Origin of the sequence: Subsaximicrobium wynnwilliamsii, from assembly GCF_007997225.1 — a bacterium.
Classification (GTDB): Bacteria; Bacteroidota; Bacteroidia; order Flavobacteriales; family Flavobacteriaceae; genus Psychroserpens; species Psychroserpens wynnwilliamsii.
In genome coordinates this window covers 47,386-71,966 of record NZ_VORM01000011.1, presented here as the reverse complement: position 1 = coordinate 71,966, position 24,581 = coordinate 47,386, and the positions used below count along the sequence as shown (strand labels likewise).

Here is a 24,581-nt window from a genome sequence, read left to right as displayed (position 1 = left end):
TTGATGAGTGAAGAAATTGATGATTTGGCGAACGAGCAAAACGAACAACCACAAGAAAGCATTACCAGGGTCACCGGGATGTACAAAGACTGGTTTTTGGATTATGCCTCTTATGTGATTTTAGAACGTGCGGTGCCTGCCATTGAAGATGGGTTCAAACCCGTACAGCGCAGGATCATGCATTCCATGAAAGATCTGGATGATGGTCGTTATAATAAAGTGGCCAACATTGTAGGGCATACCATGCAATACCATCCACATGGCGATGCCAGTATCGCAGATGCGATGGTGCAGATTGGGCAAAAGGATCTTTTGATCGATACCCAAGGGAATTGGGGCAATATCTTAACCGGTGACAGAGCTGCGGCTTCACGTTATATTGAGGCACGTTTGTCTAAATTTGCCTTAGAGGTGGTTTATAATCCAAAAATTACCGGTTGGCAGTCCAGCTATGACGGCAGGCGTAAAGAGCCTATAAACCTTCCGGTCATGTTTCCGCTGCTTCTGGCGCAAGGGGGTGAGGGCATTGCAGTGGGGCTTTCAACAAAAATACTACCACATAACTTTATTGAATTGATAGATGCTTCCGTCAAGCATTTAAATGGAAAACGATTTACAATTGTTCCCGATTTCCCTACTGCCGGAATTGCCGATGTGACCGATTATAAAGACGGGTTGAGAGGCGGAAAGATTCGCGTGCGGGCAAAAATCTCGCAATTGGACAGGAACACCTTGGTCATTACTGAAATCCCTTTCGGAACGAATACCACCTCGCTGATTGATTCCATTTTAAAAGCCAACGAAAAAGGCAAGATCAAGATCAAGAAAATTGACGACAATACCGCTGCCGAAGTTGAAATCTTAGTGCATCTGCCTGCAGGTATTTCACCTGAAAAAACCATTGATGCCCTTTACGCGTTTACCAGTTGTGAAAATTCCATTTCGCCGTTGGGTTGTGTGATTGAAGATAACAAACCACTGTTTGTGGGGGTTACCGAAATGTTGCGTCGCTCAACCGATAATACCGTGCAATTGCTCAAGAGTGAATTGGAAATTAGACTCGGCGAGTTTGAAGAACAATGGCATTTTGCTTCCTTAGAGCGTATTTTCATTGAAAAGCGCATCTATCGGGATATTGAGGAGGAAGAAACTTGGGAAGGTGTCATAAACGCCATTGATAAAGGCTTAAAGCCACACATCGCACATTTGAAACGTGCCATTACCCAGGAGGATATCGAGCGATTGACCGAAATTAGAATCAAGCGTATTTCCAAATTCGATATTGACAAGGCTCAGCAAAAAATAGACGCCCTTGAGGATCAAATCGCCCAGGTCAAACACCATTTGGCACACCTCATTGATTATGCCATTGCTTATTTTGAGCGTCTCAAAAAAGAATACGGCAAAGGCCGTGAGCGCAAAACCGAGATCAGGATCTTTGAAGATGTTGATGCCAGCAAAGTGATTATAAGAAACACCAAGCTCTACGTCAATCGCGCGGAAGGCTTTATCGGAACCTCCCTGAAACGCGACGAATATGTGGGCGATTGCAGTGACATTGATGATATCATTGTTTTTACAGGCGAGGGTAAGATGATGGTCACCAAGGTGGATAGCAAAACCTTTATTGGCAAAGACATCGTGCATGTTGCCGTATTTAAAAAGAAAGACAAGCGCACCATATATAACATGATTTATCGGCACGGGAGCAAAGGCGCAACCTACGTCAAGCGTTTTTCCATCACGGCGATAACCCGTGATAAGGAATATGACTTGACCAAAGATGCCAAAGGCTCCAAGATGTGGTATTTCTCGGCAAACCCCAATGGCGAGGCCGAAGTTGTGACCGTGTATCTACGCCAAGTAGGCAGTATCAAAAAACTAAAATGGGATTTGGATTTTGCGGAAGTGCTCATCAAAGGGCGCAACTCCAAAGGCAACATGGTCACTAAACATGCCATCAAGAAAATTGAGCTCAAAGAACGTGGCGTTTCCACCTTAAAACCAAGAAAGATTTGGTTTGACGATACCGTACAGCGTCTCAATGTTGATGATCGCGGCTGGCTCATTGGCGAATTTAGAGGAGAAGACCGCTTGTTGGTCATTTCCCAAAAGGGCGTTTTAAAAACCATTCTTCCAGAGTTGACCGCACATTTTGAGGATGATATGATTGTTTTGGAAAAATGGAATCCCAAAAAACCCATATCTGCGATCTATTACAATGGCGAAAAAGAACTTTATTATGTGAAACGTTTCTTGATCGAGACCGAAGGCAAGGAAGAATTGTTTATTTCAGAACATGCCAATTCCCAGTTGGAAATCGTTTCAACCGACTGGAAACCCGTGGTTGACATTGAATTCAAAAAAGAACGTGGTAAGGAGCGCAAGGACAATGAGAGCGTCAATATCGAGGAATTCATCGCCATCAAAGGCATCAGCGCACTTGGCAACCAATTGACCAAGGAAAAGGTCAACCAGATCAGTTTGTTGGATCCTTTACCTTACGAAGCACCAGAGGAAACCCATGCCGAAGATTTGGAAGTGGTTGATGAAACTGAAGTAGATTCCAATAGCGATGATGCTTCGGAAGGCAATTCAGCAAAAGACACCACAGCAACAATGAAGCCTGATGATGCGGAGGATTCAGAAGATTCCGATTTAGATGGCGAAGGGCAAACGACCTTGTTTTAAGCTGGCCGGTTGTTTTGCTGTTAAGGGTAACAATTTTGCTTGTGATCCAGTGGCCTGGTGGTAGTAAAAAAAATTTTGGATTGGCTTATTGTAGTTGGTTGACTGCAAAAGGTTTTGATTGAGGATGCATTGGGAATAGCTTTTAGTTCGAGGTAAATATTTGTATGGATATAACTAGTTGTACGTCAATAAAAAAATACGAATTATTTAATATGATTTGGAAAAACTTAATTGATTTTTGGTGTAACGAAAAAGGAAGATATGGTTTAACAGTTCCATTTTTAGTTGGAGCAGAAAGATTAACGAGAAGAACGACAATTAAATCTCTGCTCAATGAAATCAATGAATCGGATTCTGATTTTATAATTAGCAATTGTGGAGATTTAGATGAATATGTCGTTGGTACTCATAAACCCGAGTATGCATATATAAATACCTTAAAAAGATTTGACTCCTTAATTTTGAACGATAATGAACTAGCAAAAGCAAAAACAATTAAAGAATTGATTGAAAAAGTTGAAAACAAATATAAATATTTAATCGAAAACGGACTTTACTCTAAAGACTATAATTCTGGCAAATGGACAGCTTTCAATAATGAAGATTTGGAACTAATTAAATTAAATGAATTGAGTAAATTAAAATAAATGAATTTGTACTATATCATTGGATTTTTAGCTACGGTAATGCTTATTAGATTTATAACCAATTTTTATAAGTACAAGAGAATTCAGAAGTTATTTAAAAAGTATCAAGAATATCTTCAAACAAATGCATTAGAGTTTGCTCAATACAAACAAGAAATTATATCTCTTTTAAAAGACGCTGGACTGAAAGATTTCTCCATAATACACCAAGAGTCTTTAGGATACGGAAATTTTGCAAATATGCAAGTTTCTGGATTTGATAATTTAACAAACAGAAGAGTTGATATTGTCGGAAGTATTAGAATGCGATTCAATGAAGCAATCGGTGTTTTTAGAAAGCGGTTTAAAGAATCTTTTAATCCAATTTTTTGGATTGACTTTATTGTAAAGTTTCCTCAATATTTAATGGAATTTTTTGGAGTTTTACCTGAAAAAGTAGCAGTAAGAATATTTCTAGTTATTTATTGGCTGTTAGCTATTCTATTTGGACTTAAGAAATTTGAAATATTGGATTATTTAATGAAATAAAACGAACGCACAATACGCGTATAATTAATTGCTGCTACTTGTTCTTTGAGAATATATCCCGTTCACGAAAGTATGTTTTGTTTAATAAATTAGTGCCTTGAGAAAACGTAACTAACCATACACAAGAGCATTGTAACACATTAAAATAAGAATACGTAAGTGACAAGAAAATTTACCAAAGAAAAAATATCGGTTCAAAATATTGGAAGACAAAGATTTTGGATTGGCATAGTTTCAGGTTTATTTTCTGCAATTATGATTTCGCTAACTTTTAATTACTTTCGAGAATTATTTCGCTTCTTCACAGCTCTATCCGCTGCCTTACTAATATTAGAAGAGTCAGAATTAAAATTTTATAATTACTTTTTTTCATCACTTGCAACAGTTTTAGGTCTTTCAACAAACAAACGAAACTACAATGTTTTAAAACCAGACGAACAAAGCTCTACCATAATGACTATTGCAGACGATTACATTCATTATAATTCGCCAAGAGCTTTGACAGTAAGAGAGATGTCACGTTTGCAATATTTTGACGACTCTTTCGTGTTTCAAGGTAATAATAAAGGTGGATTGAAACATCAAAATCTAACTTGTTCGGATTTAGTTGTAAATAGTTTTCCGCCTTTAATGGCAAGAGCTATTGGGTTAGAAATTCTTATAAACTTATAAATCTTTAAATAATGCGTTTTTACTTATAGCTTCAAGCAAATTAGTTACTTCCCCAATTTCTGACGAATCAAATGACTGAAATGAATCATCCACTTCATTAACAAGTGAAAATGAATCAAACTCTTTATCATAAAAGATTCTTTTACCGCTTTTGACTATACCGCCAGCCAATGAAACGTAAAAATCTTCCAAATCTCCCTTCTCATTATTTGCAAGCTCTTTCAGATGTTCTAAATTTTTTACTAACATTTTCGTTAAAATTGTATATTGCAAAGTATGAAATCATTTCCAAAAAGAGAATATTTTTTTAATTATACGATACAAGCCTTAACCGAATTAGGTGGCTCTGGATCGAATGATGAAATTAACAATAAAGTAATAGATATTCTTCAATTACCAGAAGAGCTATTAAATAAAATGCATAAAAATACTAACCAAACCGAATTTGAATATCAAATGGCTTGGGTTAGAACAATGCTTAAAAACCAAGGATCAATTGAAAACTCAAAACGGGGTGTTTGGGCTATTAAAGCGAACCAAGAAATAAATTTACCAAAATATAAAATAGCTTTTGATAAAAGTTTAGCAAAAAAAATAGATGAAGAAATTACTGATGATGAAGAGTGGAGACAGAAATTATTAAATGTGATTTCAGATAATCTTTCCCCAAATGCATTTGAGCGTTTGGTGCAAAGAATATTAAGAGAGAAAGGATTTTCGCAAGTTGAAGTTAAAGGAAGAACAGGAGATGGTGGTATTGATGGAGTTGGTATAGCAAAAATAAATGGCATTTTAAGCTTTCATATTATTTTCCAATGTAAAAGATATAAGGGAAAAGTTGGCGCAAAAGATATGCGAGATTTTCGTGGTGCAATGGTAGGAAGAACTGATAAAGGATTATTTATCACTACTGGTATGTTTACAAGAGATGCAATAGCTGAAGCGTCAAGAGATGGGGCGCCTGTAATAGATTTGATTGATGGAGATTTATTAGTTGAAAAGCTCAAAGAACTTGGACTTGGAGTTTCTGTTGAGTTTAAAGAAGAGGTTACAATTGACGAAGACTGGTTTAAGAATTTCTAACGAGTTCTTTTGCGTTAGGGATAGAAGTGGAAAGCCCACAGCGAGGCACGAGCGAGGACTTGTAGCGGATAGCCCGACCCTTAGGTAACGCCCAAATTATTATTAACTAAATCTGAGTTCAATTCAGATACGGGAATCGGAAGAACTATAGAATCCTTACTTGGAATTGAAATGAATTCTTCTAAAGCACCAGATTATAAAGGAATCGAACTTAAATCTTTTAGAGATGCTAGGAATAACAGAAAAGGATTGTTTGGTAAAACACCGAATTGGAATTTAAGCAAATTCAAATCAAGAGTCGAAATTTTAGATACTTTCGGATATTGGGAAAAAGGTATTTTCCGTTTATATAACACAATGCGAGGAACTGGGAGAAATGTACAAGGTTTAATATTAAGAATTGAGGATAAAAAAGACTGGCTTGTTGAGAATTCCGATAAACCAGAAATTGGCGATTTTCTAGTTTGGGAACTAGAAACGCTGCGCAAGGCCTTATTAAAAAAACATAAAGAGACTTTTTGGATTAAAGCAGAAAGTAAGATTGAAGATAACAACGAATATTTCCATTTCATCGAGGTAGAACACACAAGAAATCCAATGGTTGATAAATTTGAAATTCTAGTAGAAACTGGAGCTATAACAATGGATTATCCAATTAAGAGAATGCCAAGTGGTAAGGTCATAGACAAAGGTTGTAATTTTAAACTCAATGCAAATTGTCTAGATTTATTGTTTCCACCGAGTGAGAATTACAATTTAATGGCATAACGGAATTCCCAACGCTGAAAGAAATACACATTTCCAGTCGCACCATCTACGCTAAACCAAAACTGTAAAAGAGTATGTCTTTGCCAAAGGTAGCAAGTTAACGTCAAAGAAAAGGCAGCTTATATAAATGTATATAATTAATTGCTTCTTAATTACTTGCGAAAATCATCGCAGATTCTCTATTCGAACCATCTTATTTGCCAAATTACATGCTGAATCACACAACTAATTTTATGCAAATCCGTTGCCATTGATAAAAAAAACTTGCAGATTCAGTAAATTGCAAGCACTTTTTGACCACAAAAAATAGTTATGGAAACAGCAATTATCAAAATAGGAACTTCAAAAGGCTTGCGCTTAAGCAAAACCATTTTGGAAACGTATAATATTACGGACAAAGTCGAAATGATATTGGAAAAAGATCGGATTATACTAAAGCCAATCGACAGCCCAAGAAAAAATTGGGAGAAAGCCTTCGAAAAAATGCGAAAAAATAACGACGACCAGTTATTATTCAATGACGTATTCGAAGATGAAGATTTTGAGGAATGGAATTAAAACAATACTCCATCATCCTTGTAAATCTCAACCCTACGATAGGTAGTGAAATCAAGAAAACGCGTCCTTATGTAATCATATCACCCAATGAAATAAACAGGTTTCTAAACACCATTGTCGTTGCACCCATGACGACCAATTTGAAAAAGTACCCCACACGAATTGCGGTTAAGCATAAGGACAAAAAGGGCATGATTGCGATCGATCAAATTCGTACGATTGACAAGTCACGCATACTAAAAAGTTTTGACCGGTTATCGAAATCAGAAATACAAAAATGCAAGGCTATTATCCGAGAAACCTTCGTTGATTAAGGCGTAGTCCTTACAAAACAGCCATTATAAATTGGAAGTCAACAAACATAGAGGACTTCTCCCTAAGCAAAGCAATTGCCTTATCAAAGCTGCACACTCAACTAATCATAGCCAATACACCTATGCTTTTTTTTTGCTGCTCTTTTTCTCGGACATCTTGAAGTTCAGGAATTCCACAAAAAGTGAGAATGCAATCGCGAAATACAGATAACCTTTTGGTATGGCGCCTACGGTATTGCCAAAAAACTGAGTGTTGGAGAGGTGAGCCGCTTCGGTAATGAGCATAAAGCCGATCAAAATCAAAAAGGCCAAGCCCAACATTTGAATGCTTGGGTTTTTATCTATAAAACGTCTTATCGGGTTTGCAAAAGCAATCATTATGACGATGGAAATCACAACCGCAATGATCATGAGCACCAAAGTGTAATTGTGATTTGGGTGCAAACCATTGGTCATCCCAAAAAAGTCAAGGTAAGTAGCGCCATAATGGCCTCACTACTCAAAAAGAAATCCCACATGTCAATCGTTTAGTTTGGTTGCGGTACCTTTTTCAACGCGTTGCTTCTTATAAGGCATTTTTACGGCCAATTGGTATTCAAATGTATAGTGATCTTCAGAAGTGCTAATGATTTTCATGTGAATGGCTCTTTCCTCTGCTTGGTTTTTCGGATTTAATTTCTTCTGAATAAACTCGCAGTCATTGATCCACCGGACTGACGCAGAATCAATCCTGTTCTCATAAAAATCAATATTGAGGTCTTCGGTTCTTGTGAATGTGCCTGTTTTCTCTACGCCATCGAGCATGTATTTAAACTCAAAGGTGCCTGTTTTGAAGTCGGCGCAATTGCGTTCCACTTGATAACAATTCAGAAACAGAAGGGGAAGCAGGAAAATAAGAAACTTGTGCATGTAAAAGGTTTTTGCAAAATTACGAAATGCCTACTGATTAATGCCATCACGCAAAATCAAATAAATCATAAAATTCAAGAATCCTCGAAATTTTTAAAACTACCGTCTGTGTAGAAAATAACGATGCGCTCAATGCTTTTATCCTGTATGCCTAAATTAGTTTTGACCGCTGTTTTGGCTCCTGTTTCGTTTTCAGTAGTTGTTCTGACTTTTGAAACCGTTGCCACTTCAGGATGTTTTTCTTCGGAAGGGAAATGACCTTTTCCATTCAATAACCAATACAACTCAACATCAGGAAAGGAGGCGAGCACCTTCAGCACAAAATCCAAACTGGGCTTGTTTCTTCCGGAAAGAATATGGGAAATGCTAGAGCGCTGCACTCCGATTTTTTCTGCAAAGGAAGAGGCCGATTCACCGTAGTGATCGATCACTTTTTGAAGTCTAATTACAAATTCTTCGGTATTTATCATTGTATAACATTGTAAACAAGACTAAGCGCTTTTATTCATTTACAAATGTAAACAATTAAATATTAAGCCCAACATAAAGCTTTAAAATATCAAATTAAGATAAAACCTAAGCTTTATGTGCTTTGACTTAATAAATTGATTATTAATTTTATAGTGCTTATATTTATTCTGAGAAACTTATTTGTTATAATAGCGCCTATTTCAAATGCCACACTGTTGAATAATGTAAACCATTCAGCAAAATATCGCGATTTTCATTGTTTACAAATGTAACAATCTGTTTGTTTACCTTTGTCAACACTAATTATAATAGATGAACATCAGCGAACAAAAAAGCCTATTCGAGCGTTATAAAGAGCCCTCGATTTTCGGGCGATACCTTAACAATAGCTCCTTAAAAACTTGGCGCGATAAACTGTCGCCAAAAATTAGATTGAACCATTTAGGGGTCTCGGTTGAGCACAGGGTTATTATATCACTCACTATTGGTTCTGGCTCCACAAAGATTTTTTTGTGGTCCCAAATGCACGGTAATGAAAGCACGACTACAAAGTCCGTAATTGATTTGCTGAATGTTTTGAGTGCTGAGAACGAATTTGCAGCCAAGATTTTAAGTCGCTGCACCATAAAGGTCATTCCCATTTTAAACCCCGATGGCGCCGAAGCCTATGCAAGAGTCAATGCGAACACTATCGATTTAAATAGGGATGCGCAAGCCTTATCACAGCCAGAAAGCAGGATTCTAAGAGATGTTTTTGATCGGTTTAAGCCCGATTATTGCTTTAACCTGCATGATCAACGCAGCATTTTTGGGGCAGGAGCTTGCAATGCATCGGCAACAGTGTCTTTTTTGTCTCCCGCGGAAGATGCCGAAATTTCCCTAACTCCAAACCGGAAAAAGGCCATGACGCTCATTGCGCAAATGAATGCGAATCTTCAACAGCAAATCCCAGGGCAAGTGGGTGTGTATGATGATGCCTATAACGCCAATTGTGTTGGAGACACCTTTCAAGCTTTAGCGCCAACCATTTTGTTTGAGGCTGGGCAGTTTAAGCAAGATTACCAGCGCGAAATCACTAGGCAATTCATCTTCCAGTCCTTGCTCGTGGCCATGGAGCACATAGCAACTCCCGAGGTTTCAACGAACGACTTTTCGTCGTATTTGGATATCCCTAGAAATGAGAAGTGTTTTTATGATGTCATTATTCGAAATACCAAGCAACAGGATATTGCCATTCAATATGAGGAGCGCTTGGTGGGTCAAAGCGTGGATTTTGTGCCTAAAGTCGTAAAAATCGGACCATTGAATTCAGAATTTGCACACCTTGAATTGCAGGCCAATAATCAACAAGTGCTTTCAGAAAAAAAGGAAGTACTCAAAGTGGGTTCCGAAATCGTTTGCGTAATGATGAATAATGAGAAAATAGCATTAAAACCGAAATTTATCTGATTAATAATGCATATTTATTACTTTAAATCGCTTAATTTTGTAAATAATTTAAAAATAATTCAAAATGGCAAAGTTCAAATTAGATGAAGTAGATCATCAAATTTTAGATATGTTGATTGATAATACGCGTATTCCGTTTACAGATATCGCTAAAAAATTAGTCATTTCTGCAGGTACGGTTCATGTAAGAGTGAAAAAAATGGAGGAAGCGGGAATCATTCAGGGTTCAACGCTAACTTTGGATTATAAGAAACTTGGCTATTCCTTTATTGCTTATGTGGGTATTTTCCTTAATAATACCTCCCAGACTAAATTTGTGTTAGAACGCATTGCTGAGATTCCCAATGTGACCGTAGCTCACATTACCACTGGTAAGTTTAATGTATTCTGTAAGGTTAGGGCGAAAGACACCTCGCACGCCAAAGACATTATTTTCAAGTTGGATGATATTGAAGGTATTTACAGAACAGAAACCATGATTTCCATGGAAGAAAGCCTCAATGACAAAAAACGATTGATGCACACCATTTTTAACGAAATGTAATTTATACTTTGCATAAATTTCAAAAACCCTTTTGCTGTCATTGGCGCAAGGGTTTTTTTATGAACATACTTAAAGCAGCAAATCATGACAAAAGACGATTTAAACAGTACCGAATACAATACCTTTTTTCAAGCCTATATCCAAAAGTCAGGTTCGCTTGACTTGATTGATGGTCTTGTAAATAGCGGTAAAATCACAACACAGTTCTTAGAAGCCATCCCAAGGGATCTATTGGAATATCGATATGAAGCGGGTAAATGGACCATAAAAGAAATCATTCAGCATCTTATTGACACTGAGCGCATATTTGCGAACAGAGCGCTTAGGGTAGCGCGGAAGGATCAAACGGCACTGCCTGGTTATGATCACGAAAGTTTTGCAGTGCACTCGTTGGCCAACAGGCGTACTTTTGAAGATCTCATTATGGAATACCAGGCGCTACGGCAAACAACCATCTTGTTGTTTAAGAGTTTTGATCCCGGCATGCTCATGGAAATCGGCACGGTAAGCGATAAAAATCTCTCGGCTAGGGCAGTGGGATTTATCATTGTTGGCCATGAAACACATCATTGCGACATCATAAAGCAACGCTATTTATAAATTCAAGATCAAATTAAGTATAAAAAAAGCCACCCAATTTTGGGTGGCTTTTGCTTATATGTAAGTGTCGGTTTGCTTAGAATCTATATCTTACGCCCAATGCAATATCGAAGTCCAAATCATCACGATAATCGCCAAAACCTAACTCTGGTCTTGCGTCAAGCGATAATTGTAAAGGGAAATCAAAATTATACTCAATACCAATATCTCCGGCCACAAAGACAAAAGTTTCATTATCATCATTACCGGGACCCCTGTCGTCATAACTGTAAGAGCCTAAACCACCACCAGCACCAGCATACCAGTTGAATCCGCCCTCAATATTCCATACCCATTGGTAGATACCGGCGAGCTTGAAGCCATCATAATCGTTGCCAGATCTCAAACCCAAATCAATCTCAAGACGATTGTTGCCGCCCAAAGCTCTTTGGTAAGACACTTCTGCTCCAAAACCACCGCTATCGCCCAACCGTAGTCCTATGGCGTTGTCTGAGATGTCTTGTGCAGTAGCTGCCAATGTAAATCCAATGCATGTTACTGCTAATAAAAATACTTTTTTCATATTTTAGAGTTTTAATTTAACTTAAATTGACCCTGCCTAAGGGTCGTGTTTTTGCAGTAGCAAACTTAATTGAAATTTAATCTCTTACTTCTGTTTTAAGAGAATATTATAACAAGATTGATTAAAATAGTAACCGAAATGACAAAATTGCCAAAACAGGCTTTGGATGATTTGAGATTGCAATTATCAGGCGAGTTGCATAGTGACCATTTGATGAAGGCCTTGTATGCCACCGATGCTTCGGTATACCGCATGTTACCTTTGGCAGTTGCGTTCCCCAAGAATAAGGCCGATCTCAAATTGCTTATCGATTTTGCCAAAACCCATCAAACCTCCTTGATTCCTAGAACTGCTGGCACTTCCTTGGCAGGGCAATGTGTAGGGAAGGGTATCGTGGTGGATGTGTCAAAACATTTCAATAAAATCATAGATATCAACGAAAGGGAAAAAACGGCTACCGTGCAACCTGGTGTGGTTAGGGATGAACTGAATCAGGCTTTAGCGCCATTTGGCCTGTTTTTTGGGCCCAACACAAGCACTTCCAACCGATGCATGATAGGTGGGATGGTAGGCAATAATTCGTCTGGCACCACGTCCATTCAATATGGAGTCACCAGGGACAAAGTTTTGGAGTTGAAGACCTTTTTGAGTGATGGCAGCGAAGTGGTCTTTTCTGAAATGGCTTCGGAAGGCTTTGAAAACAAAACAAAGCTGAACACTTTGGAAGGCCATATCTACAGAACGCTTTATGCGGAATTATCGCCGGAAGCAGTCCAGAACGAAATCATTGCAGAATTTCCAAAACCAGAAATACACCGAAGAAATACAGGTTACGCCATTGATGAGCTTATTAAAACCGAAATATTTTCCCAAGAAGGCCTACCGTTTAACATGTGCAAACTATTGACTGGCAGCGAAGGCACCTTGGCATTTACCACACAAATTACCTTAAAACTTGACCAATTACCACCAAAGGAACCGCTTTTGGTTGCTGCCCATTTTAGGAGCATTGCCGATTGCCTAAACGCCGTCTCGTTGGTAATGGAACATGATCTCTACACCTGTGAGATGATGGATAAAACCATACTGGACCTTACCAAACACAATAAAAAACAAGAAGAAAACAGGCAATTTGTGGAGGGTGATCCTGAGGCTATTTTGATGTGCGAGATTAGAGCTAGTTCTAAGACTGAAGCGGCAAAAAAAGCGGGTGCCTTATTAGCCTCTTTGCAACAATCCCAATTGAGCTACGCCAATCCCGTGCTGTCTGGCGATGACATAGATAAGGCCATTGAGCTGAGAAAAGCAGGCTTAGGCTTGTTGGGCAATCTCATAGGGGATCAAAAAACCGCTGCCTGCATTGAAGATACGGCCGTCGCCCTTCCCGATTTAGCCAACTATGTTGCAGATTTTTCAAAACTCATGGAAAGCTATAAGCAAAAACCGGTCTATTATGCGCATGCCGGAGCTGGCGAGTTGCATTTGCGGCCTATTTTGAATCTTAAGAAAAAGAGCGATGTGGTCTTTTTTAGAAAAATCACAACCGAAGTGGCGCATTTGGTCAAAAGCTACAAAGGCTCCATGAGCGGTGAGCATGGTGATGGCATCGTTAGGGCAGAGTTTATACCGCTCATGATAGGTCAGGCGAATTATCAACTATTAAAACAAATCAAATCTGCCTTTGACCCACATAATATTTTCAATCCTGGCAAAATTACCGATGCGCTACCCATGGACGAGAACCTGCGTTACGTCCCAGATCGTATAGAGCCAGAAGTGGAAACGCTCATGGATTTTTCATCGTCTTTGGGTATTTTACGTGAAGCCGAAAAGTGCAACGGCTCAGGAGATTGCAGGAAGCTGCCTCAATTTGGCGGCACCATGTGCCCGAGTTTTAGGGCAACCAGGGATGAGAAAGATAGCACCAGGGCCAGAGCCAACGCGCTTCGGGAAATCTTGACACAGTCTGATAAGAAGAATAAATTTGACCATGAAGAGCTCAAAGACGTGTTTGATTTGTGCTTGAGCTGTAAGGCCTGTGCTACTGAGTGCCCCAGCAGTGTTGATGTGGCTAGCTTGAAAGCAGAATTCCAATACCAGTATCAAAAAGCGAATGGCATAAGTTTGCGCACCAAATTATTTGCCTATAACAATAGCTTAAATGGCTTCGGAAGTTATGTTCCAAGACTGACCAACTTTTTATTTTCAAACGTTTTGACCAGTGCTATCCTTAAAAAATCCTTTGGGATAGCTTCAGAACGGAGTTTGCCATTACTTTCAACTCAAAGTTTATATAAATGGTTTCATTGTATTGAAAACCAAAATTATAGAGAAAATTACAAAAAAACGATTTACTTTTTTGTGGATGAGTTTACAAATCATTTGGATGCAAACATAGGTAAGGATGCCATTGAATTATTGACTGCTTTGGATTATGAGGTTAAAGTTATTGATAATGAAGAATCCGGCCGCGCCTTTATATCCAAAGGTTTATTGGAGAAGGCCAAAGATTTGGCCAATAAAAATATTGCATTATTCAAGGATAAAGTGTCTGCCGAAACGCCTTTGATAGGGATTGAACCTTCAGCAATTCTCGGTTTTAAGGATGATTATTTACGGTTGGCAAACGATAAGACTTCCGCAGAGAACATCGCCAAACACTGCTATTTGATTGAGGATTTCATAGCCATGGAAATCGATTTGGGACATATTGGACCAGATCAATTTTCTGACGAAATCAAAACCATCAAGTTTCATGGGCATTGCCACCAAAAAGCATTGACTAACCAGTTGTCAAGCTTCAAAGTGTTGAATTTGCCCAAAAACTATAAAGTTAGCATCATCCCAAGCGGTTGCTGTGGTATGGCAGGTAGTTTTGGTTATGAAAAAGAACATTATGAGCTCAGTATGCAAATTGGTGAGCAAACCTTATTTCCTGCCGTACGCAAGGCCAGTGCTTCAGTGGTGATTTCGGCCAATGGCACCAGTTGCAGACATCAAATCAAAGATGGTACGTCGCGAGAAGCTTTGCACCCCATCACTGTTTTAAGGAGGGCCTTAGTTTGAGTCCTTCGATTTTTTGGCTTTTTTTGACTTTTTTTCGGGCTTAACGATCGTAATGGCTGCGATTAAATCTTTCATGTCCATCTCTTTGAGGTCGTGGTCCTCAAAAAATGGACGCAGCTTATCTTGGTTGTAATTGTAGATCTTCCAACGTTTGAATTGGTATTCCAAGGCAGTGAAATTTTCTACCCAATCACCAGAGTTCAAATAAATGGTTTTGCCGTGTTTGGTCTCCCTTAACATCATTTTTGGTTGATGAATATGTCCGCAAACCACGTAATCATAACCTTTCTCAATCGCCAGATCGGCAACGACCTTTTCAAAATCATTGATATAGCTGATGGCGCCTTTAACACTGTTTTTGATTTTTTTGGAAAGTGAATACTTTTCCTTGCCCATACGTTCCAAGCACCAATTCATGAATTGGTTAAACACTATGAGAAGGTTATAACCATAACCGCCCAATTTTGCCAGCCATTTGGCGTTCTGGATGGAAGCATCAAAAACATCGCCATGAAAAAACCAAGCCCTTTTTCCATCTATTTCAAGCACTATTTTGTCCACTATGGAAATGTTGCCGATGTGTGTATCGCTGAATTTTCTGAGCATTTCATCATGATTCCCTGTGATGTAGATGATTTCAACGCCATCGGAAGCCATATCCATGATTTTTTTGATGACTTTTAGATGTGGTTTTGGGAAGTAGCGCTTGCTGAATTGCCAAATATCAATAATATCCCCATTGAGGATGAGTTTTTTTGGTGCAATACTATTGAGATAGGTTAGAAGATGTTTGGCGTGACACCCGTAAGTGCCCAAATGCACGTCTGAAATTACGGCTATTTCAACTTTTCGTTTTGCTTTCAAGTTTTAGGTTTCAATTTGTTGTACAAATAAATCGAATTGAGTTGAAAGGATATAATTTTTCTAATTAACAAACAATCAAGACATTGTTAAGCAATTGTTACCAAAATGACTTCATAAGGCAAAGGCTTTGCCGAATTCTTTTTTTGTTTCTCTATTTTTACCTTTATTTTAGCGTAAATTCAATTCATATGGCAGGAAATTCTTTCGGAAAATTATTTAAGCTCACCACTTTTGGTGAATCCCACGGTGTGGCAATTGGTGGGATTATAGATGGTTGTCCTGCCGGGATTCATCTCGATTTTGAAGCCATCCAAAACGAAATGGACCGTCGTAAACCTGGGCAATCAGAAATTGTGACCCAGCGTAAGGAGCCAGATACGGTTGAATTTCTTTCAGGAGTTTTTGAAGGAAAAACCACCGGAACACCCATTGGGTTCACCATTCACAATACCAATCAAAAATCAAAGGATTACTCACACATCAAAGACGTGTATCGCCCAAGCCATGCCGATTATACCTACGAGAAAAAATACGGCGTGCGTGATTACCGTGGTGGTGGCAGAAGTTCTGCCAGAGAAACCGCTTGTCGCGTAGTGGCAGGTGCGATTGCAAAGCAGATGATGCCTGATATAAAGATTCAGGCATTTACCTCTTCCGTAGGAAATATCGCCTTAGAAAAACCTTATCAAGAACTCGACTTTTCAAAAACGGAAAGCAATGTCGTACGTTGTCCGGACCCAGAAACTGCGGAACGTATGATTTCCAGAATAAAAGCCATTAGAAAAGAAGGCAATACCATTGGAGGCACCGTGACCTGTGTGATCCAAAATGTGCCCATTGGTTTGGGAGAACCTGTATTTGACAAGTTGCACGCCGAGTTGGGTAAAGCCATGCTCTCTATAAACGCGGTAAAAGGTTTCGAGTATGGCAGCGGTTTTGAAGGTGCGAAAATGAAGGGTACCGAGCACAATGATTTGTTCAATGATGATGGCAGCACAAAAACCAACCATTCTGGTGGCATACAAGGTGGTATAAGTAATGGCATGGATATTTACTTTAAGGTCGCTTTTAAACCTGTGGCTACGGTTATTCAAAAACAGGATGCTTTGGATGCATCTGGCAATATCGTTGAAATGCAAGGTAAGGGACGCCATGATCCATGTGTTGTGCCGCGAGCCATACCCATCGTGGAGGCTATGGCAGCATTGGTGCTTGCAGATTACCTACTCCTGCGAAAGCAGGAGTCTTAAACAAAAAACAACATTCCTTATAATGGCTAAAGCTTAAATTACATAAACAACCAAAAGAAAAGCTTTAAGTAATCCGAGTTAAGGGATATATAGAAATTTAAATATTAATGTCTTCCCTTTGGGAAGATGTCCGAAGGACAGATGGGCTTATGAAAAAACTGGCATTACATTGGAAAATCATTATCGGGATGGTACTCGGGATCATTTGGGCTCTCTTATCGAGCACAATGGGCTGGAGCGCCTTTACCATCAATTGGATCGATCCTTTTGGCACCATATTTATCAATTTGCTCAAGCTCATTGCTGTGCCACTGGTTTTGTTTTCGATCATTGGTGGCGTGGCGAATATTGGGGATCCTTCCAGTTTAGGACGTATGGGTGGTAAAACCTTAGGCATTTATCTATTGACCACGATCATGGCGATTTCATTAGGCCTATTGTTGGTAAACACTTTTAAACCCGGGAAGTTGATTGATGAGCAAAGCCGCATTGACAACCGGATTAGTTACGAGATCTGGGCAGATTCTCAGGGGTATGAAATCAAGGACGGCATTAGCTACCTCAAGGATCCTGCATTTATGAAACGTGCCCAGGAAATTTCAGATTTGTCTAATGCTGAACTGAAGGATGCGGCAGTGCAAGACAAAATGGAATCTGCTGAAAAAGGCAAGGAAACCACGCCATTACAGCCTTTAGTGGATATTGTGCCCGATAATTTCTTTCATTCGCTATCGACTAACGGGCTCATGCTGCAAGTTATTTTCTTTGCGGTGTTTTTTGGGGTTTGTTTGTTATTTATTCCAACGGAAAAATCACAACCTGTTTTGAACATCGTTGATGGCATTAACGAAGTGTTTCTCAAGATGGTGGACCTCGTCATGCAGGCTGCTCCATTTTTTGTCTTCGCCTTGTTGGCAGGCGTTGTGAGTAAAATGGCCGGCGATGATATTGGAAAAGTGGTTGAGATTTTTAAAGGATTGAGCTGGTATTCCTTGACGGTTTTAGCTGGTCTTTTATTAATGATTTTCGTGATCTATCCTGTCATTCTCAAAGTATTTGTAAAGAAAATACCTTACGGTGGCTTCTTTAAATCCATGGGGCCGGCACAAACTCTGGCCTTTTCTACCTCGAGCAGTGCTGCGACACTTCCAGTAACTATGGAATGTGTGGAACAGAATTTAGGGGTCAATAAAAAGGTAAGTAGTTTTGTATTGCCTATTGGAGCAACGGTAAACATGGATGGTACTAGCATGTATCAAGCGGTTGCTGTGATCTTCTTGGCCCAGTTGCACATGATAGATCTTACCATTGGCCAACAAGTTACGGTGGTATTGACAGCCACCTTAGCATCCATTGGTTCTGCAGCGGTGCCCAGTGCTGGTTTGGTCATGTTGATTATTGTATTGGATTCTGTGGGCTTAAACCCTGCCTGGATTGCTATTATCTTTCCGGTTGATCGTATCTTGGATATGTTTAGGACCGTGGTAAACGTCACTGGCGACGCGACGGTTTGCTCGATTATCGCCGATGGTGAGAACATGCTGGATTATAAGGAAAAAGACCCTACCGAAACTTTTGATTTGGATTCGTAGCCGGTTGTGTGCCTTGAAAATTTTTATACTTTCGTTTCGCCTGATTTTCAATCGGATTTCTGAATTTATAAAACCTTTCGGCCTGCCGTTTTTGTCATTTTTGAGGATAGGACATTATCAAGCGTCGGTGTTAGTTTAAAATTGACTGGCTTGTTATTGGTTATTGATCGCCATTTACCGAATCAACTCACACCAACTGGATTCATTCTTATTCAAAAAAAAACAATGAGATTTGATTAAGAATTTAATTGCAACGAGTTATAGCTCAGTTTCAAGTCATGTGTCTTATGTCCAGTAGCGCAACTTCTGCCTGCCGTTTGGGAGTGTCTTAACTATAAACCGGACACTAAATGTTTTCAAATATGGGCAGCACGCCGTCTATGAATTCTGTTTTTAAGTGATGCAAAATTAAACAGAAAAATGGAAAGCAGGATTAGTGCATAACAGATGCCTTCAACTGGGGTTACTTTCTCTCCGAAGTAAAAAATGGCGAGCCCAAAATTGATCAGCGGATTTACGTAAATAAAAACACCAACTACCGACGAGTTCAAACCTCGCAAAGCATAGATGTTCAAAAACATGGGGATTATGGTAAACACAACTGCTATCAATGCCAACATCACATAAAAGAAATTTGTTTTTTCAGTTGTTGACTCATGGGTCACTATAAAAGGCAATAGAAAAAGTACAGCAAAACCTATTTGAAAGGTTAGGATTAAAAACCGATCCATTTCTTGGTTTTTACGCTGTAGCACCAAGTACAAGGCGTAGGTAAGCGCAATAATCATACTGTAAAATAAGTTGGTTAGATTGCCCAATGACAACAGCAAACATCCGGTAAAACTTAAAGTCACCGCCAACCATTGTAATTTGAAAAGCTTCTCTTTGAGAATGAGGTAGGCCAAAACCATGGTTAAAATAGGGCAGATCAAATAGGCCAGAGAGGTGGCGCTCACGCTCACATTATTCATGACATAAATGAAGATGTACCAATTGAGAGCTAAAAACAAACCGCTCAAAATATTGACAATCACTATACGACGCTTGTCTACTTTTTCAAGAGATTTAAATAGGTTTAGGCTATTTTTCAAGACTTTTGGACGCAGCAATAACGAGACTACCAACATTATGGTTGCGGCGCCTAAGGTGCGGTAACTCAAAATATCAAAAGCTGAAAAATCGTCCAAGGACTTTAAAACCACACTAAAAAAGCCCCAAATACTAAAGGCGGTAATCACGGCAAGGTAATATTTTGTATTCATGGGGTCTTTCAAAAATAATGCGCAAATGTATTCAAAATAAACATGCGTCTACTTTCTAATTGCATTATTCAAGAAAAGTGAATTAAAGACCATTTTATTGAGCAATTGATTATCTAGGCTCTAGTTTAAAATGGCTATTATGGTTAAAACAACCGATTTTCTTCGTTTTGGCTCCCTTTAGGGACGGGGCAAGAACAAAATGCCGAAAATCCAATTGTTTTTCCCCCGACCCTAACGGAATAATCAGATTTTCTAGGTTTGAGCCAACCTAAAAGATGTATAATTTCAATTATTATTAATAATAGCAAAGCTAGATTAAACGAGAGCCATTATCTGTTGACGATTTTTTTAAAAGTCCATATCGCTAAGGATCTAGCAATAATCGTTAAGCTGTTAACGAAGGTCACATTCAAAATAAAAGGCTTTTGGATTATAACGATCCTTTGGGCGATAAACTTATAAAATCAATATCCTAGCCTTAGGGGTTTCGAGTTGATTGGCAAAATACATGCAGCCAATTTTAATACACCTGTGATTGCAGTAGAGAACATGTTCGCTTTGAACTGATGTAGGATGGTTTTTTGAATAATAGTCGTTTGGCGACTCTAAAAACAATGCATCTTACAGATGATTTTTGCAGGTCTTTATAATTCAACAATTATTTAGGTTGATTTATCGATAAATTATTTGGGATGGACCATAACCAAGTACATTTACACCTTAAATTAAGTGTTATTCATGAGTTGCTTATAATTACGGAATCCCTCTTAATTATAGGAAATAGTATGAGTTTAATTAGTTGTTAATCAAGAAAGTCCTTTTTTCCCGAAAGGACTTTTTTAGTCTAAAAACTTAGCTTTAAGTTCTGGTGTCGGGATCATGCACTCCTCTTTTTTACCGTACCATTGATATCGGTTTTTTGCAATATAATCGTAGACCCAGTTGCGGATGAAGGCTGGCACAATTAGAAATGCCGCCAATAGATTTCTAGGAAATCCCAAATGTTTTGCCACTTTTAAAGCTGCTGAAGATTTTATGGATAGCCCATTTTCATTTGAAAATAATATAATGGAATCGGTTTTGGAAGGATCAATACTGAATTTCTCCAATATCTGTTTACCAATCTCGCTTTGAAGAGGTGCATATCTAAAAAGATCCTTTTTATCATGTTTTATGACATATAGAATTGAGGCATTGCACAAGTTGCACACACCGTCGAAAAGAATCAGTTTTTTGTCTTTTGGTAAATCTTTGATCACGTTGCAAAGATAGTTGAAAGCGAATTGAATAACCAATATTGAAGTTGAAATTGAACCTGAACTTGAAATTGAACACGAATACACAACTTCAAAAAAAACGCACATCTATTTACTAGCTTCCACCAATTCCAATAAATCCATGTTCACATGCGTGGTGAACATGCCATAATTAACAATGGCCTTGTTTTTCTCAATGGCGTCAATGCTTCCAACGGCTTTGCCATCATGCATGCGCACGCGATCGCCCAATTTTAGAGTCGGTTTTGGCTTTTCAACGGCTTTTGACTTGAGTTTGGTTGCTTTTTTCTTTTTACGAATAACGTCTACCTTTTTCTCGGCTTCTTCTTTGATTTGAGCCTCCTTCGTTTTAACAGCTTTTTTCTGTTTTGCAGATACCTTTTGGCGTTTAGAGTTTTCTATTTGCACCAATCGAAAGAGCTCGTCCATCAACGGACGCTTTTTCTTGTCGTCGAAAAACTTTTCAGCAATGTCATTGACTTTTTGTCCCAGGTAAATCAAACGCTGGTTGCTGTCATACAACTCTTGGAAATTTTCCAGTTTTTTTTGAACCTTCGCATTGACTTCTTCAAGTTTGTCGGCCTCGCTTTGTTTTTTCTTTTCATTTTCCTTGAGTGAACGCTCTGTTTTTTCCAGTTTACTGCGTTCCTTTTGAAGTTTGGCAATAGTGGCATCAAAACGAACTTTGCCGCGCTCAATTTTCTTTTTGGCGCGATTGATTAGGCTGAAGGGGATTCCGTTTTTCTGGGCTACCTCAAAGGTAAAGGAGCTTCCGGCTTGGCCTAAAGCCAATTTGAACATGGGTTCCAAACTTTTTTCATCAAAAAGCATGTTGGCGTTTTGCATGAATGGCAACTCATTGGCCAGTACTTTCAAGTTGGAGTAGTGCGTGGTTATGATGCCAAAGGCCTCCCTATGGTAAAACTCTTCCAAAAAAGTTTCGGCCAGCGCACCTCCCAATTCTGGATCACTTCCGGTTCCAAATTCATCAATCAAGAATAAGGTGTTTTTGTTACATTTCCGCAGAAAATAGTGCATCTGCTTTAAACGGTAACTATAGGTGCTTAAATGGTTTTCAATAGATTGGTTGTCTCCTATATCACTCATAATACGATCAAAGAAACACAAGTTGCTCTTTTCGTGCACGGGAATCAACAAGCCACTTTGTAGCATCACTTGAAGCAAGCCTATGGTTTTTAGGGTAATGCTCTTTCCGCCGGCGTTTGGACCTGAAATGACGATGATGCGGTTGTCCTTTTTCAGTTTAATGGACTGTGAAAAGGTGGTCTTTTTTTCTTTTTGGTTGGAGGCATACAATAAAGGATGAAAAGCATCAATGGCCTCGTAGATTTTTTCTGTATTGATGTTAGGAAGGATGGCGTTTATGGATTGAGCATACTTGGCCTTTGCATAAATGAGATCCAGATGGGTCAAGAACTCTTGGTAGGCTTTGAATAATGGTCTAAACGGTCTTGCATATTCGGTAAGTTGTTTTAAGATGTTATCAACTTCCTCTTTTTCCTCATATTCAAGATTGTTCAATTCCCGTGCATATTGAAATGTGGTTTCAGGCTGGATATAGACAATACTACCGGTCTTGCTATTCCCCATGATGCTGCCTTTGACCTTGCGTCTATACATCGCTTTAACCGCTAAAACCCGCTTATTTTCCACCACCGATTCTCTAATATCGTCCAGGTAATCGAGATTATGATACGTGTTCAAAGCCGAGGTAAAGCTCTGGTTGATCTTGCCTCGAATGGAATTTATGGCCTTTCTAAGCTGGTAGAGCTCTTGGGAGGCATCGTCCTTAACCTCTCCAAAGCGATCCACGATGCTGTCAATCTCCTCAATAACAGCAGTGGTCATTTCAATCTGCGCCGACTTTTGAGCCAGCGACGGATAGTATTCAGCAAATTTCTTTAGGAACTTTAAAATGGCATTTACGGATAATGATATCGACGCGATTTTTTGAAAACTCTTGGTCTCCAAAAAAGAATTTTCAATCTTAAGCAATTGCAATTCCTTGGAAATGGCATCAAAACCATGGTTGGGGATGCGATTGTCATTATAAAAGGAGGCCAAATATTCGTTGGTAAAACCTAATGAGATTAAGGTTTCTTCGTGATCTTTGAAAGGTGCTATTGCATTTACTTCGGCGCGACCCAAATCTGTGATACAGAGTGCTGCAACTTGATTTAAAACTGAATGAAACTCAATGTCCTGTAATGTTTTTTCGTGAATGTTTACCATAAAATAATAAGCCAACCTTAGTTTGGCATGCAAAGATAATGCTAAAGTTATAGAAATAAAATTGTAATGTTTGGAGCTGTTTGTGTACTCTTAATTTTAAGAAAGTCTTACAGAACGCTTATCTTCGAGTTCTCATTTTTTTTTCTTAATTATGATCCCTAAAATCGCGCCTTCTTGGCAAGCCGAATTAAAAACCGAATTTGAAAAGCCATATTTTGAACAGCTTAGCGAATTCGTGAAATCAGAATATGACGCACACCCCTGTTTTCCTCCTGAAAATGAAATCTACAATGCCTTTAATCACTGTGCCTTTGAGGCGATTAAAGTGGTCATTATAGGCCAAGATCCTTACCATGGATTAGGGCAAGCCAACGGACTCTGCTTTTCGGTGCATGATGGGATGAAGCATCCGCCTTCGCTTATCAATATCTTTAAGGAAATTGAAGCCGATTTAAAAGTACCATATCCAAAATCTGGCAATTTAGAACGCTGGGCCAATCAAGGCGTTTTATTGTTGAATGCTACTTTAACCGTTAAAGCACATCAAGCCGGAAGTCATCAAAATAGGGGATGGGAGCGATTCACAGATACCGTCATAAAAACGATAAGTGATAAGAAGGAACAGGTGGTTTTTTTGTTGTGGGGAGGTTTTGCAAAAAAGAAAACCAAACTTATTGATACCACTAAACATCCCGTCCTAAGTTCTGGACACCCATCGCCTTTGAGCGCCAATCGAGGCTATTGGTTTGGAAATGGGCATTTTGGCAAAACGAACGCCTTTTTAAACGATTTTGGTCTATCTCCAATTAATTGGTAAAAAAAATCAACTGTTAAAACCAGTTGATCTCGACTATTCGAATGTATTATGAGCAATTAGCTTCCTGTTGGTGCTAACTGCGCTGTAGCCAACTCTTTGGTGGGCACACTTAATTCCTTAGGTTTGGATAATATTCCGTTTTCTGAGAGTTTTTTAACTTTAGAGTGCCTATTACAACTGAAAATCAATAGTAAAAAGTTAAGGGCAACTAAAAAAGAGAGTATTAGGGTAATTGTAATAATCATGCTTAAGGTTATTGTAACTAGGTTTAACAAATAATTTGGGGAACACAAATGTAAATAAATTTTTGACAATTAGAAAGTTATGATGCACAACTGTTAAAAAATTAACATTATAACATACTTATTAATAACAAAATTTACCTAATTATTTAAGAACTTTTC

At 38.7% G+C, this 24,581-nt stretch carries 23 protein-coding genes and 2 pseudogenes; 15 read left to right on the top strand and 10 right to left on the bottom strand.

Annotated elements, in window-relative coordinates; genetic code table 11:
- Positions 1 to 3 precede the first annotated feature (3 nt).
- The 4 genes from ESY88_RS10910 (at position 4) to ESY88_RS10895 (ending at position 4,538) form a co-directional block, all read left to right on the top strand.
- Entirely contained in the window at positions 4 to 2,691 is a 2,688-nt protein-coding gene (locus tag ESY88_RS10910) for a DNA gyrase/topoisomerase IV subunit A (protein ID WP_147086797.1), read from the top strand.
- A 212-nt stretch (positions 2,692 to 2,903) separates the two neighbouring features.
- Entirely contained in the window at positions 2,904 to 3,338 is a 435-nt protein-coding gene (locus tag ESY88_RS10905) for a hypothetical protein (protein ID WP_147086796.1), read from the top strand.
- 6 nt (positions 3,339 to 3,344) lie between these two features.
- Complete coding sequence (locus tag ESY88_RS10900; RefSeq protein ID WP_147086795.1) at positions 3,345 to 3,866, top strand: hypothetical protein; 522 nt, start codon at positions 3,345 to 3,347, stop codon at positions 3,864 to 3,866.
- A 159-nt stretch (positions 3,867 to 4,025) separates the two neighbouring features.
- Positions 4,026 to 4,538: a DNA cytosine methyltransferase gene (locus ESY88_RS10895; protein ID WP_223270801.1), complete on the top strand. Its 513-nt coding sequence runs from the start codon at positions 4,026 to 4,028 to the stop codon at positions 4,536 to 4,538.
- On the opposite strand, the gene ESY88_RS10890 is transcribed toward ESY88_RS10895, so the two are convergent.
- Positions 4,533 to 4,787, bottom strand: a complete 255-nt coding sequence (locus ESY88_RS10890; RefSeq protein ID WP_147086794.1) for a hypothetical protein — start codon at positions 4,785 to 4,787, stop codon at positions 4,533 to 4,535. The genes ESY88_RS10895 and ESY88_RS10890 overlap by 6 nt on opposite strands.
- A gap of 27 nt (positions 4,788 to 4,814) precedes the next feature.
- On the opposite strand from ESY88_RS10890, the gene ESY88_RS10885 reads away from it, so the two are divergent.
- The 4 genes and pseudogenes from ESY88_RS10885 to ESY88_RS10870 all read left to right on the top strand — a co-directional run bounded on the left by ESY88_RS10885 (position 4,815) and on the right by ESY88_RS10870 (position 7,261).
- Positions 4,815 to 5,621: a restriction endonuclease gene (locus ESY88_RS10885; RefSeq protein ID WP_147086793.1), complete on the top strand. Its 807-nt coding sequence runs from the start codon at positions 4,815 to 4,817 to the stop codon at positions 5,619 to 5,621.
- A 120-nt stretch (positions 5,622 to 5,741) separates the two neighbouring features.
- Positions 5,742 to 6,389 (top strand): annotated as a pseudogene (locus ESY88_RS10880) (MvaI/BcnI family restriction endonuclease); the annotation flags it as partial.
- Between the two features lie 312 nt (positions 6,390 to 6,701).
- Complete coding sequence (locus ESY88_RS10875) at positions 6,702 to 6,947, top strand: AbrB/MazE/SpoVT family DNA-binding domain-containing protein (RefSeq protein WP_147086792.1); 246 nt, start codon at positions 6,702 to 6,704, stop codon at positions 6,945 to 6,947.
- On the top strand, positions 6,938 to 7,261 hold the full coding sequence (locus tag ESY88_RS10870; protein ID WP_147086791.1) for a type II toxin-antitoxin system PemK/MazF family toxin: 324 nt from the start codon (positions 6,938 to 6,940) through the stop codon (positions 7,259 to 7,261). Before ESY88_RS10875 ends, ESY88_RS10870 begins: the two co-directional genes overlap by 10 nt.
- A gap of 120 nt (positions 7,262 to 7,381) precedes the next feature.
- Here the strand turns inward: ESY88_RS10870 and ESY88_RS10865 are convergent.
- The 3 genes and pseudogenes from ESY88_RS10865 to ESY88_RS10855 form a co-directional block, all read right to left on the bottom strand.
- Positions 7,382 to 7,720 (bottom strand): annotated as a pseudogene (locus ESY88_RS10865) (TerC family protein); the annotation flags it as partial.
- Between the two features lie 60 nt (positions 7,721 to 7,780).
- Entirely contained in the window at positions 7,781 to 8,116 is a 336-nt protein-coding gene (locus tag ESY88_RS10860) for a hypothetical protein (protein WP_317128681.1), read from the bottom strand.
- Between the two features lie 128 nt (positions 8,117 to 8,244).
- Positions 8,245 to 8,640: a helix-turn-helix domain-containing protein gene (locus ESY88_RS10855; protein ID WP_147086788.1), complete on the bottom strand. Its 396-nt coding sequence runs from the start codon at positions 8,638 to 8,640 to the stop codon at positions 8,245 to 8,247.
- A gap of 313 nt (positions 8,641 to 8,953) precedes the next feature.
- Between ESY88_RS10855 and ESY88_RS10850 the strand changes: the two genes are divergently transcribed.
- From ESY88_RS10850 to ESY88_RS10840, 3 genes are all read left to right on the top strand, one after another.
- A complete protein-coding gene (locus ESY88_RS10850) occupies positions 8,954 to 10,090 on the top strand; it encodes a M14 family zinc carboxypeptidase (RefSeq protein ID WP_147086787.1) in 1,137 nt (378 codons plus the stop codon).
- 64 nt (positions 10,091 to 10,154) lie between these two features.
- Positions 10,155 to 10,634: an Lrp/AsnC family transcriptional regulator gene (locus ESY88_RS10845; protein WP_147086786.1), complete on the top strand. Its 480-nt coding sequence runs from the start codon at positions 10,155 to 10,157 to the stop codon at positions 10,632 to 10,634.
- Between the two features lie 84 nt (positions 10,635 to 10,718).
- Positions 10,719 to 11,234, top strand: coding sequence for a DinB family protein (locus ESY88_RS10840; RefSeq protein WP_189702584.1), 516 nt, complete (start codon positions 10,719 to 10,721; stop codon positions 11,232 to 11,234).
- 76 nt (positions 11,235 to 11,310) lie between these two features.
- Here ESY88_RS10840 and ESY88_RS10835 read toward each other — a convergent pair whose 3' ends face one another.
- Entirely contained in the window at positions 11,311 to 11,796 is a 486-nt protein-coding gene (locus ESY88_RS10835) for a hypothetical protein (RefSeq protein ID WP_147086784.1), read from the bottom strand.
- Between the two features lie 138 nt (positions 11,797 to 11,934).
- Between ESY88_RS10835 and ESY88_RS10830 the strand changes: the two genes are divergently transcribed.
- Positions 11,935 to 14,862, top strand: a complete 2,928-nt coding sequence (locus tag ESY88_RS10830) for an FAD-binding and (Fe-S)-binding domain-containing protein (RefSeq protein WP_147086783.1) — start codon at positions 11,935 to 11,937, stop codon at positions 14,860 to 14,862.
- Here the strand turns inward: ESY88_RS10830 and ESY88_RS10825 are convergent.
- Positions 14,854 to 15,726, bottom strand: a complete 873-nt coding sequence (locus ESY88_RS10825) for a UDP-2,3-diacylglucosamine diphosphatase (RefSeq protein WP_147086782.1) — start codon at positions 15,724 to 15,726, stop codon at positions 14,854 to 14,856. The two genes, ESY88_RS10830 and ESY88_RS10825, sit on opposite strands and share 9 nt — an antisense overlap.
- Before the next feature lie 188 nt (positions 15,727 to 15,914).
- On the opposite strand from ESY88_RS10825, the gene aroC reads away from it, so the two are divergent.
- Both aroC and ESY88_RS10815 read left to right on the top strand, forming a co-directional pair.
- Positions 15,915 to 16,976, top strand: a complete 1,062-nt coding sequence (gene aroC / locus ESY88_RS10820; protein WP_147086781.1) for a chorismate synthase — start codon at positions 15,915 to 15,917, stop codon at positions 16,974 to 16,976.
- A gap of 149 nt (positions 16,977 to 17,125) precedes the next feature.
- Positions 17,126 to 18,568: a dicarboxylate/amino acid:cation symporter gene (locus ESY88_RS10815; RefSeq protein ID WP_147086780.1), complete on the top strand. Its 1,443-nt coding sequence runs from the start codon at positions 17,126 to 17,128 to the stop codon at positions 18,566 to 18,568.
- A 356-nt stretch (positions 18,569 to 18,924) separates the two neighbouring features.
- Here ESY88_RS10815 and ESY88_RS10810 read toward each other — a convergent pair whose 3' ends face one another.
- From ESY88_RS10810 to ESY88_RS10800, 3 genes are all read right to left on the bottom strand, one after another.
- On the bottom strand, positions 18,925 to 19,830 hold the full coding sequence (locus ESY88_RS10810) for an EamA family transporter (protein WP_147086779.1): 906 nt from the start codon (positions 19,828 to 19,830) through the stop codon (positions 18,925 to 18,927).
- 839 nt (positions 19,831 to 20,669) lie between these two features.
- Positions 20,670 to 21,089 carry a thiol-disulfide oxidoreductase DCC family protein gene (locus ESY88_RS10805; RefSeq protein ID WP_147086778.1) on the bottom strand — a complete coding sequence of 140 codons (420 nt, stop codon included), beginning with the start codon at positions 21,087 to 21,089 and terminating at the stop codon, positions 20,670 to 20,672.
- A 105-nt stretch (positions 21,090 to 21,194) separates the two neighbouring features.
- On the bottom strand, positions 21,195 to 23,360 hold the full coding sequence (locus ESY88_RS10800) for an endonuclease MutS2 (RefSeq protein WP_147086853.1): 2,166 nt from the start codon (positions 23,358 to 23,360) through the stop codon (positions 21,195 to 21,197).
- 151 nt (positions 23,361 to 23,511) lie between these two features.
- On the opposite strand from ESY88_RS10800, the gene ung reads away from it, so the two are divergent.
- Positions 23,512 to 24,177: a uracil-DNA glycosylase gene (gene ung, locus ESY88_RS10795; RefSeq protein WP_147086777.1), complete on the top strand. Its 666-nt coding sequence runs from the start codon at positions 23,512 to 23,514 to the stop codon at positions 24,175 to 24,177.
- A gap of 56 nt (positions 24,178 to 24,233) precedes the next feature.
- Here the strand turns inward: ung and ESY88_RS10790 are convergent, their stop codons facing one another.
- Entirely contained in the window at positions 24,234 to 24,422 is a 189-nt protein-coding gene (locus ESY88_RS10790) for a hypothetical protein (protein WP_147086776.1), read from the bottom strand.
- Positions 24,423 to 24,581 lie beyond the last annotated feature (159 nt).